Below are 10,282 nucleotides of genomic sequence, written 5' to 3'. Positions count from 1 at the left end.
CCGCTGCGCGGGCCGCCGGGGATGACGGAGCTTGCTTCGCCAAGGCGTGGCCTTGTCGGGGCCTGCATCAGTCCGTCATGGCGAGCGCAGCGAAGCCATCCAGGGGGCCCAGCGCCAAACCCTGCGCGCCCGCCCCTGGATCGCTTCGTCGCTGCGCGACTCGCAAGGACGGCTTCGTGCGAGCCCCAGCTCGGCTCAGCGCTCCACGAAGGCGCGTTCGATGACGTAGTTGGCCGGGGAGGCCCCGCTGCCTTCGGTGAAGCCGCGGTTGTCGAGCATGACGCGCAGGTCGGCCAGCATCTGCGGGCTGCCGCACAGCATGACGCGGTCGGTCTCCGGATCGAGCGGCCCCTGCCCGATGTCGTCGAAGAGCTTGCCGGTCTCGATCAGGTCGGTGATGCGGCCCTGGTGCACGAAGGGCTCGCGGGTCGCCGTTGGGTAGTAGGTCAGCTTGCCGCGCACCTCCGAGCCGAAGTACTCGTTTTCCGGCAGGCTGCGGACCAGCCTCTGGCCGTAGGCGAGCTCCGGCACGGTGCGGCAGCCATGGACCATGAGGATGCTGTCGTAGGCTTCGTAGATCGCCGGGTCCTGAAGGATGCTGGCGAAGGGCGCGAAGCCGGTGCCGGTCGCGAGCATGATGAGGCGCTTGCCGGGCGTGAGGTTGCTCTGGATGAGCGTGCCTGTGGGCTTGTGGCCGACGATCACCTCGTCGCCCACCTTGATGTGCTGGAGGCGCGAGGTCAGCGGGCCGTTGGGCACCTTGATGCTGTAGAACTCGAGGTAGTCATCGTAGTTGGCGCTGGCGAAGCTGTAGGCGCGCAGCAGCGGCCGCCCGTCCACCTGCAGGCCGATCATGGCGAACTGCCCGTTCTCGAAGCGCAGGGTGGGATTGCGGGTGGTGCGGAAGCTGAACAGCGTGTCGGTCCAGTGCTCAACCAGGAGCACGCGTTCGACGTCAAAGGCGGCCATGCGGTCCTCGCAAATCGTCCCAGTCAGGCGGCTCGCTCGTCCGGGACGAGGGCCGGCCCCGAAGGGACATCGGCGTCATGGATTTCACCCGCCGGGAGATGCGGTCCGGCCGGGTCGATCGGGATCGTTCGCCCGCTCTTCCCGTTGTCCGCGCGCGGTGTCAATGCCGAACTTCCGTAAGGCGCCGGCCGGACGAAGGCTATTCGGCTGATCACCTAGGCACGGGCGGGAAGTGGCGCAAGTCGGCCAGGCATTTGCGCATGGCCGCGGCGCGCCCGGCGCCGGGCGGCACGAGCGGCAGGCTCTGGCGGCACTTCGACAGGCTCTGGCGCACGCACACCCGGGCGTAGTGGCGCAGGGGCCCCATGGAGAGCCCGTGCTTCTGTCCCTCGGCCCGGCATTGCATGCGGCGGGCATGGGTCAGGCGGGACAGGCTCGGATGGTCCGAAGCGGCCCAGGCCCCCGGGCTCCACCCGGCCAGGGCGCAGGCCAGGACCAACGGGGCGACGAACGTGGCGCGCATGGAGCATCCTCGCAGGAGCCGGCGCGAGCCGGCCAAACGACATGGAATGATCAAGCCGGCCAGGTGGTTGCATCTGGAACGCCGCACCCGCCGGCCCCGTCGGGCGCTTCAGCCCTTCTTCTCCTCGAGCAGCTGCGCGACGCGGCGCAGGGCCAGCTGGTAGCCCTGCGTTCCGAGGCCCGCGATGACGCCGTCAGCCCGCAGGGACACATAGGAGTGATGCCGGAAGGACTCGCGCTTGTGCACGTTGGAGATGTGCACCTCGATCACCGGGCCGTCGAAGGTGTTGAGCGCGTCCAGGATCGCGACGGAGGTGTGAGTGAAGGCCGCGGGGTTGATCACGATAGCGCCCGCGGACTCGCGCGCCTCGTGCACCCAGTCGATGATCTCGTATTCCCGGTTGCTCTGGTGGAAGCGGATGTCGAGCTTGAGCTCTCCCGCCAGCTTGCGGCAGTCCGCCTCCACGTCGGCCAGGGTCTCGTAGCCGTAGATCTGCGGCTGGCGCTTCCCGAGCAGGTTCAGGTTGGGGCCGTTGAGGATGTAGACGAGGCGGCTCATCGGGTCGGTTTCCGTCGGGACAGGGGCGGCCCGGATCTTGGCGTCCGGCGTCGCGGAGCGTTGGGGCGGGACCGGTGAGTCCGAGGCCCGTCGCCGTTTTCATGGGCGAGACCGCGGCGCTTGTCCATGCGCCAGTTCGGATTCGGAGGCCGCGCCGGTCGACGCCGGCCGGAAGACCGGGCACTGTTGCGGGCCCGACTCGGGCGTCGCACCGCGGCGCCGGTCGGGCGCTCATTCACTGTCCGGGAAGGCCGCCCTTCCCCTGCGTCCCGAGAGTCCGCCATGCAACTCCCCCAGAACACCTTCAAGCGCGCCATTCTCGAAGGACGCCAGCAGATCGGGCTCTGGTGCAGCCTGCCCGGCTCCTACACGGTCGAGGCGCTCGCCGGCGCCGGCTACGACTGGCTGCTGCTCGACACGGAGCATTCTCCGGGCGACCCGCTCACGGTGCTCGCCCAGTTGCAGGCGGCGGCTCCCTACCCGGTGACGCCCATCGTCCGCCCCGCGAGCAACGACGCGGTGCTGATCAAGCGCCTGCTCGATTTCGGCGCCCAGACGCTCCTCATCCCCTACGTGCAGAGCGCCGAGGAAGCCCGGGCGGCCGTTTCCGCCATGCGCTACCCGCCGGAAGGCATCCGCGGCGTCTCCGGCGTGACCCGCGCGACCGGGTTCGGACGCGTCGCCGGATACGGCAAGCGGGCGCACGAGGAGCTGTGCCTCCTGGTTCAGATCGAGACGGAAGAGGCGCTGGGCCGCCTGGAGGAGATCGCCTCCGTGCCGGGCGTGGACGGCGTCTTCATCGGCCCGGCGGACCTCGCGGCCAGCCTGGGCTGCATCGGCGAGCAGGGCCATCCCAAGGTGGTGGCCGCGATCGAGGACGGGATCCGGCGCATCCGCGCCTGCGGCAAGCCGGCAGGCATCCTGACCCCCGACAACGCCTTCGCGAAGCGCTGCATGGAGCTCGGCGTGGTGTTCACCGCCGTGGGCGTGGACGCCACGATCCTGGCGCGCGGGGCCGAGAACCTGCTGAAGCAGTTCCGGTCCTGACCGCGCTCAGCGCGGCTTGAGCCGGGGCGGCCGGTCGTCGAAGACGGTGCGGCCGCCATAGGCGGGCGCGTCGGCGCGCTCCTGGGCGATGTAGTCCTCCACCGTGGGCCCGGTCGCGACCCGTTCGAGGCGGCGCGCCTCCCTGTCAAGGCGCTGGATGGCGGCGAGCTCCTCGTCCCGGTCCAGCCTGGCGCCGGTGACGGCCGACTTCATCACCCGAATGGTCTCGTCATAGACCTTCAGCGGCACCGGGAAGGGGTGGCCGTCCTTGCCGCCGTGGGCGAGCGAGAACCGCGCGGGGTCGCTGAAGCGATAGGGCGCGCCGTGCACCACCTCGGCCACCATGGCGAGCGCGCGGACCGTGCGGGCGCCGACGCCCGGCGTCAGCAGCAGGTCGGCGAAGTCCTCCGGCCCGCGCTCGGCCGCGGCGGCCAGAGCGCCATGGAGCCGGCGCGTGTTGACGTCGGTCGGGCGGACATCGTGGTGGTCAGGCATCACGAGATGCGGCAGCGCGAGCTGCGGCTCTTCCTTCGCGGGGGCCCTGGGCGGGGCCGGGTCCAGGGCGGCGGCCTGCTCCGCGATGCGGTCGGGGGCGAGCGAGCCCAGGAGGGCGAGCTGCGCGGACCGCGAAGGCTCAGCCCGCTTGTCCGTGAGATTCACGATGGCGCTGTCCAGCGCGCGCCCCTCGATCGCCGCGTGCGGCGCGTCGGTGAAGCTGGTGAGGCCCTCCGACAGCCAGTGGTAGCGCCGCGCCTGCCGGCGGGCGTCGTGCATGCCTTGTTGCACCACCACCCAGCGGCCGTCGTCGGCCACGATGAAGCCGTGCAGGTAAAGCTGGAAACCGTCCTGCACGGCGGCGCTGTCCACCTTGGCGACGAGCCGGCTGGCGCGGGCCAGAGCCCCGCCGTCGAGGCCGACCCGGTCGCCGATCGCGACCAGCTCACCAGGCGTCAGCCGGGACTGCAATCCCCGTCCGCCGCAGACATGGAGGCCGAGCTCGCCGGCCAGCGGGTTCAGCCCCCGCTTCAGCGCGCCGATCACGCTGGTGGTGATGCCGGAGGAGTGCCAGTCCATGCCCATCACGGCCCCGAAGGACTGGAACCAGAACGGGTGCGCCAGCCGACGCAGCAGCTCCTCTCGGCCGTAATGATGGACGATGGCTTCGCAGATCACCGCCCCGAGGCGGGTCATGCGATCGGCGAGCCATCTGGGCACGCGCCCGCCGTGGAGAGGCAGGTCGGCGCTGCCGGATCGTTGAGCCATGCGCCCTTATAGCGCGGCGTCGCGCCCGGCGCAGCGCGGCATCGTCGCTTTAGGCCGCCCGACCCGCGTCGGCTTCCGCCTTCGCGGTCCCCTCCCCCAGCCGCGCCGCGATCCGCGGCCAGAACATCCCGAGCGCCAGCCCGACCATCACCAGCCCCGTGGCGAGCATCTTCCAGGCCGGCATGGGCTCGCCCAGGAAGACGGCGGAGGCGCCCAGGCCGAACACCGGGATCAGCAGCGCGAGCGGCGTGACGGAGGCGGCCGGATGGCGCGCCAGCAGCCAGCCCCAGGCTGCGTAGCCGAACAGGCTGTTGCCGACCGACTGCCACAGCACCGCGGCCCAGGTCTCCGGCCCGGCGGCGCGCAGGCCTGCCCACACCGCGTCCCAGCCCTCGAAGGCCAGCGACAGCCCCACGAGCGGCGGCACGGAGAAGAGGCTGGACCAGACCACGTAGGCCACCACGTTCACCCGCCCGCTCGCCTTCACCACCATGTTGCCGGCGGCCCAGCAGGCTGCCGCCAGCAGCACCAGCGCGAGACCGGTCGGCGTCGTCGAGGCGTCCACATGGGCGGCGATCACGGCCAGCCCGACGCAGGCCAGCGCCAGCGCGACGACCTGGTAGGCGCGCACCCGCTCCCCGGCCATCACCATCGAGAGCCCGATGGTGAAGAACACCTGGGACTGCACCACGAGGGACGCGAGGCCCGGCGCGATAAAGCCCTTCAGGGCGATGAAGAGGAGTCCGAACTGCCCTGCGCCGATCAGGAGCCCATAAAGCGCCAGGTGGCGCCAGGGCGCCGCCGGCCTGCGGATGAACAGAATGGCCGGGAACACCGCGAAGGCGAAGCGAAGGGCCGCGAAGGCCAGAGCCGGCAGATGCGTCAGGCCGATGCGGATCACGACGAAGTTCGTCCCCCACACGGCGACGACGCCAAGGGCGAGCAGAACGTGCGAGAGCGGCAAGGCGCCGGGCATCGGGGGACCTCCGGAAGGCGGCGCACCATGCTCCCCGGCGCGTCCCGGAACAAATGCATTTGCGTGAGAAGCGCCATCAGGAAACGTGATGCGTCGCAGCATCGGGTCGCCCGCTACGTCGGACGGCGCGCTTCATCGGGAGCCGCTGAGACGTGGATGGCCGGGACGAGCCCGGCCATGACGTCACACTAATCGCGCCACCATCTCCGAAACGCGCGCGCCACTCTCTCCGCCGTCATCCCCGGCGGCCTGCGCAGCAGGCCGGGAAGGGGATCCAGGCGACTGGGCGCCATCTCGGAGAAACGTGGGCTGGGCAGCGCGAAGGCCTGAACACGGCGCGCGCTGCCCTGGCCCCCTTCCCCTCCGCGCCTTCGGCGCTCCGGCCGGGGATGACGGCGCGAGGCGATCCAGGCGTGTAAGCCGACGAGCCGTCATGCCCGGGCCTGACCCAGGCATCCACGCGGTCGCCGCACGCTGATTGGCGGCGGCTGAAACGTGGATGGCCGGGACGAGCCCGGCCATGACGTCATACTAATCGCGCTGATATCTCCGAAACGCGCGCGCCACTCTCTCCGCCGTCATCCCCGGCGGCCTGCGCAGCAGGCCGGGAAGGGGATCCAGGGGACTGGGCGCCATCTCGGAAAGACCGTGGGCTGGGCAGCGCGAAGGCCTGCACACGGCGCGCGCTGCCCCTGGATCCCCTTCCCCTCCCCGCCTTCGGCGCTCCGGCCGGGGATGACGGCGCGAGGCGATCCAGGTTTCGACGGGACCAAGGAGCCGTCATGCCCGGGCCTGACCCGGGCATCCACGCGGGCGCGGCACGCTGATTGGCGGCGGCTGAAACGTGGATGGCCGGGACGAGCCCGGCCATGACGTCACACTAATCGCGCCACCATCTCCGAAACGCGCGCGCCACTCTCTCCGCCGTTATCCCCGGCGGCGCGAAGCGCCGGGAAGGGGATCCAGGGGACTGGGCGCCATCTCGGGAATGTTGGTCGGCGCGCGCTCGGAGAGCCCGGCGCGCGCAGCCCTGATCCCCTTCCCCTCCGCGCCTTCGGCGCTCCGGCCGGGGACGACGGCGCGAGGCGATTAGCGGCCCTTTTCCTTGCGCCAGGCGGCGAAGTCGACCTTGCTCTGCTCGTCCGTGGGCGGATACAGGCCCAGTATCGAGCGGCCCTCGTTGACCTTCTCCGTCACGAAGTCCTCGAAGGCGGTCATCTCGACGGCCTCGTCGGCGATCTCGTCGGCGAGGTGCGCCGGGATCACCACGACGCCCTCGCGGTCGCCCACGATCACGTCGCCGGGCCACACCGGGGCGTCGCCGCAGCCGATCGGCACGTTGATGTCGAGCGCCTGGTGGACCGTGAGGTTGGTCGGGGCCGCCGGGCGGTTGTGGTAGACGGGGATGTCGAGGTCGGCGATCTCAGGGCTGTCGCGGAAGCCGCCGTCCGTCACCACGCCGGCGACGCCGCGCTTCATCAGGCGCGTCACCAGGATGGAGCCGGCCGAGGCCGCGCGCGGGTCCTTGCGGCTGTCGATCACGAACACCGCGCCGGGCGGGCACTCCTCCACGGCCTTGCGCTGCGGATGGGCGCGGTCCTGGAACACGGAGATCGGGTTCAGGTCCTCGCGCGCCGGGATGTAGCGCAGGGTGAACGCCTCGCCGACCATCGGCTTCACGTTCGGATTGAGGGGCCGCACGTCCTGGATGAACTGGTTGCGGAAGCCGCGCTTGAACAGCGCGGTGCAGATCGTCGCGCTGCTGACGGTTTTCAGCTTTTCGCGGGTTTCGGGCTTCAGACTCATGGGGGACTCCAATCAGAAGATGTCGGGCTCGCCCACGGGCGCGCCGAAGGTGGTCTCGAGGAAGTCGAAGTCGCAGCCCTCGTTGGCCTGCTTGATGTGCCGGGAGAACATCCAGCCATAGCCGCGGTGGTAGCGCGGCTCCGGGGCGACCCAGGCCGACTTGCGCCGCGCCATCTCCTCGTCGCTGATCTCGAGGTTGATCGTGCGGGCGTCCACGTCGACGGAGATCAGGTCGCCGGTGCGCACCAGCGCGAGCGGGCCGCCGATGTAGCTCTCGGGCGAGACGTGGAGGATGCAGGCGCCGTAGCTGGTGCCGCTCATGCGGGCGTCCGACATGCGCAGCATGTCGCGCACGCCCTGCTTCACGAGCTTCTTGGGGATCGGCAGCATGCCCCACTCGGGCATGCCCGGGCCGCCCTGCGGGCCGGCGTTGCGCAGGATGAGGATGTGGTCGGCCGTAACGTCGAGGTCGTCGCGGTCGATCGCCTCCTTCATCTCCGGGTAGCTGTCGAACACCAGCGCCGGGCCGGTGTGCTTCAGGTATTGCGGGGCGCAGGCGCTCGGCTTGATGACGCAGCCGTCCGGGGCGATGTTGCCCTTCAGGACCGCCAGGGCGCCCTCCTTGTAGATGGCCGTGTCGACCGTGCGGATCACGTCGTCGTTGTAGACCTCCGCGCCCTCGATGTTCTCGCCCATGGTCTTGCCGGTGACGGTGAGGCAATCCAGGTGCAGGTGCTCGCGGATGCGGTTCATCAGCGCCGGCAGGCCGCCGGCATAGAAGAAGTCCTCCATCAGGTACGTGTCGCCGCTGGGCCGCACGTTGGCGATCACCGGCACCTTGCGGCTCGCCTTCTCGAAGTCGTCCAGGCCGATGTCCTGGCCGGCGCGTCGCGCCTGGGCGATGAGGTGGATGATCGCGTTGGTGGAGCAGCCCATCGCCATGGCGACCGCGATGCCGTTCTCGAACGCCTCGCGGGTCTGGATCTTGCTGGGCGTGAGGTCATCCCACACCATCTCGACGATGCGCCGGCCGCAGTCGGAGGCGAGGCGGATGTGGTTGGCGTCGGCCGCGGGAATGGACGAGGCGTTGGGCAGGGTCATGCCGATCGCCTCGGCGATGGCCGTCATGGTGGAGGCCGTGCCCATGGTCATGCAGGTGCCATAGCTGCGGGCGATGCCGCCCTCCATGGCCTGCCAGTCGGCGTCCGTGATGTTGCCGGCGCGACGCTCGTCCCAGTACTTCCAGGCGTCCGATCCCGAGCCCAGGATCTTGCCCTTCCAGTTGCCGCGCAGCATGGGGCCGGCCGGCATGAAGATCGCCGGCACGCCGGCGCTGGTGGCGCCGAGCAGCAGGCCGGGGGTGGTCTTGTCGCAGCCGCCCATCAGCACGACGCCGTCGATCGGATGGGAGCGGATGAGCTCCTCGGCGTCCATCGCCAGCATGTTGCGATAAAGCATGGTTGTCGGCTTCACGGCGCTCTCGGAGAGCGACAAGGCGGGAAGCTCGACGGGGAAGCCGCCGGCCTGGAACACGCCGCGCTTCACGTCCTCGACGCGCTGCTTGAAATGGACGTGGCAGGGCTGCAGGTCGGACCAGGTGTTCAGGATGCCGATGACCGGGCGACCCACCCAGTCCGCCGGGGCGTAGCCCATCTGCATGAGCCGCGAGCGATGGCCGAACGCGCGCAGGTTGTCGGGCGCGAACCAGCGCGCGCTGCGCAGCTCGTCATAGGTCTTCTTGCGGGGAGCATCTGTCATCGCTGGCGTCCTACACGTGAGCCGTGTCGAGAAGGAACGGGACAGCCAGAGGGCGCGCCAGTGGCGGGCGGTCGAGCGTTTCCCGGTGCGTCGTTGCGCAGCCCAGGCACTAATGCATTAGTGGCGGGCCGGCAAGCGCGATGGTATGGAGGCTGCCATGTCGCTGCATACGCTCGCACCGTCGCCCCCGGATTCCGCCCTTCCCGCCCCGCCGCGCCTCGAGCGCGGGCGGCAGGCGGCGCCCCAGGTCTATGAGTGGCTTCGCTCCGCCATCATCAGCCTGGCGCTGCCGCCAGGGTCGCCATTGTCCCGCGCCGAGCTCGCAACGCGCTTCGGCGTGAGCTCCACGCCCATCCGCGACGCGCTGATGCGCCTGGAGCAGGAAGGCCTCGTCGAGGTCTTCCCGCAATACGCGACGGCCGTCAGCAGGATCGACGTGCAGGCCGCGAACCAGGCGCACTTCCTCCGGCGGTCCCTGGAGACGGAGGTGGTCCGAACCCTCGCCGCGGCGCCCCGTCCGGGGCTGGCCGAGCAACTGGACCGCAGCCTCGCCCGCATGCAGGCCCTCCTTGCGGCCCAGGACCTGGCCGGCTTCGCGGCCGAAGACGAGGCCTTTCACCTCGCCCTGTTCGAGGCGGCGGGCGTTCCTGATCTTTGGAGGTTGGCGCGGGCGCGCAGCGGCGATCTCGACCGGCTGCGTCGGCTTCATCTGCCAAGCCCCGGCAAGGGCGAGGCCATCCTGGGCGATCACGCCGCCATTGCGGCGGCGCTGCGCGCGGCCGATCCCGCCGCCGCGGACGAGGCGATGCGTAGGCATCTGGCCGGAACCGTCGCGAATGTCGAAGAGATCCGGGCGCGGCGCCCGGATTTTCTTCAGCCGTGAATACGGCTTCGCTCAAGCTCGATCACAATTGATATTTCGCGTTGCAACAATCTGTGATTCGCGCCGCCGGCCGGTTTGTGGTGCCATGCCGGGGTCGCGCATTTCAGTTTCCTGCGAGACACTCCAGGTTGCCCTTGAACGCCCCCGCCGGATCACCGCGGGGGCGCTTTTTTTGTGGCGGCGACCAGCCGCGACCCCGCGCTACTTCAGGTTGACCAGCAGCTCGGTGTCGAAGGCGACGCCTCCCGCGCGTGCGCGCGTGTAGAGGGCGCGCGCCCGCGCCGGGTCCGCGGGCACGCCCAGCGCGGACCAGGACGCGAGCACGCGCGGGTCGTAGGTGCGCGCCAGCTCGTACGCCGCCTGCGCGCTCCCCTCCTCGACCGCGCGCTCGAGCAGCAGGCGGGCGCCCGCGATGTCGCGCTCGCGCAGCAGCGCGGAAGCGCGCGCCAGCAGGCGCCCCGCCTCCGAGCGCGCCGGCGCGGGAGCGCCCGTCGGGGAT

9 protein-coding genes and 1 pseudogene are annotated in these 10,282 nt (G+C 70.6%); 2 read left to right on the top strand and 8 right to left on the bottom strand.

Features of this window, described 5'->3' with window-relative positions; all coding sequences use genetic code 11:
- Nucleotides 1-195: 195 nt before the first annotated feature.
- The 3 genes from SLNSH_RS23745 to aroQ form a co-directional block, all read right to left on the bottom strand.
- A complete protein-coding gene (locus SLNSH_RS23745) occupies nucleotides 196-969 on the bottom strand; it encodes a ferredoxin--NADP reductase (RefSeq protein WP_106340697.1) in 774 nt (257 codons plus the stop codon).
- A 211-nt stretch (nucleotides 970-1,180) separates the two neighbouring features.
- Nucleotides 1,181-1,492: a hypothetical protein gene (locus SLNSH_RS23740; protein WP_106340695.1), complete on the bottom strand. Its 312-nt coding sequence runs from the start codon at nucleotides 1,490-1,492 to the stop codon at nucleotides 1,181-1,183.
- Nucleotides 1,493-1,600: 108 nt separating this feature from the next.
- Nucleotides 1,601-2,050 carry a type II 3-dehydroquinate dehydratase gene (gene aroQ / locus SLNSH_RS23735; protein ID WP_106340693.1) on the bottom strand — a complete coding sequence of 150 codons (450 nt, stop codon included), beginning with the start codon at nucleotides 2,048-2,050 and terminating at the stop codon, nucleotides 1,601-1,603.
- 282 nt (nucleotides 2,051-2,332) lie between these two features.
- Here aroQ and SLNSH_RS23730 point away from each other — a divergent pair, with 282 nt between their 5' ends.
- Nucleotides 2,333-3,097 carry an aldolase/citrate lyase family protein gene (locus SLNSH_RS23730; protein ID WP_106340691.1) on the top strand — a complete coding sequence of 255 codons (765 nt, stop codon included), beginning with the start codon at nucleotides 2,333-2,335 and terminating at the stop codon, nucleotides 3,095-3,097.
- A 6-nt stretch (nucleotides 3,098-3,103) separates the two neighbouring features.
- On the opposite strand, the gene SLNSH_RS23725 is transcribed toward SLNSH_RS23730, so the two are convergent.
- The 4 genes from SLNSH_RS23725 to araD all read right to left on the bottom strand — a co-directional run bounded on the left by SLNSH_RS23725 (nucleotide 3,104) and on the right by araD (nucleotide 8,900).
- Nucleotides 3,104-4,360 (bottom strand): DUF763 domain-containing protein, encoded by a 1,257-nt coding sequence (locus SLNSH_RS23725; protein WP_106340689.1) that lies wholly within the window; start codon nucleotides 4,358-4,360, stop codon nucleotides 3,104-3,106.
- Nucleotides 4,361-4,409: 49 nt separating this feature from the next.
- Complete coding sequence (locus tag SLNSH_RS23720; RefSeq protein WP_106340687.1) at nucleotides 4,410-5,336, bottom strand: EamA family transporter; 927 nt, start codon at nucleotides 5,334-5,336, stop codon at nucleotides 4,410-4,412.
- A gap of 1,089 nt (nucleotides 5,337-6,425) precedes the next feature.
- The gene (locus SLNSH_RS23715; RefSeq protein ID WP_106340685.1) at nucleotides 6,426-7,142 is read right to left on the bottom strand and encodes a ribonuclease activity regulator RraA; all 717 of its coding nucleotides are present in this window, start codon (nucleotides 7,140-7,142) and stop codon (nucleotides 6,426-6,428) included.
- 12 nt (nucleotides 7,143-7,154) lie between these two features.
- A complete protein-coding gene (gene araD, locus SLNSH_RS23710; RefSeq protein WP_106340683.1) occupies nucleotides 7,155-8,900 on the bottom strand; it encodes an L-arabinonate dehydratase in 1,746 nt (581 codons plus the stop codon).
- Nucleotides 8,901-9,057: 157 nt separating this feature from the next.
- Here araD and SLNSH_RS23705 point away from each other — a divergent pair, with 157 nt between their 5' ends.
- Nucleotides 9,058-9,783: a GntR family transcriptional regulator gene (locus tag SLNSH_RS23705; protein ID WP_245422465.1), complete on the top strand. Its 726-nt coding sequence runs from the start codon at nucleotides 9,058-9,060 to the stop codon at nucleotides 9,781-9,783.
- Nucleotides 9,784-9,984: 201 nt separating this feature from the next.
- Here SLNSH_RS23705 and SLNSH_RS25075 read toward each other — a convergent pair.
- Nucleotides 9,985-10,282: pseudogene (locus tag SLNSH_RS25075) on the bottom strand (hypothetical protein); the annotation flags it as partial.

It is taken from the genome of Alsobacter soli (assembly GCF_003004785.1).
GTDB lineage: Bacteria > Pseudomonadota > Alphaproteobacteria > Rhizobiales > Beijerinckiaceae > Alsobacter > Alsobacter soli.
Note: the sequence above shows the minus strand (reverse complement) of the source record. Positions and strands in the feature narration are given on the sequence as shown.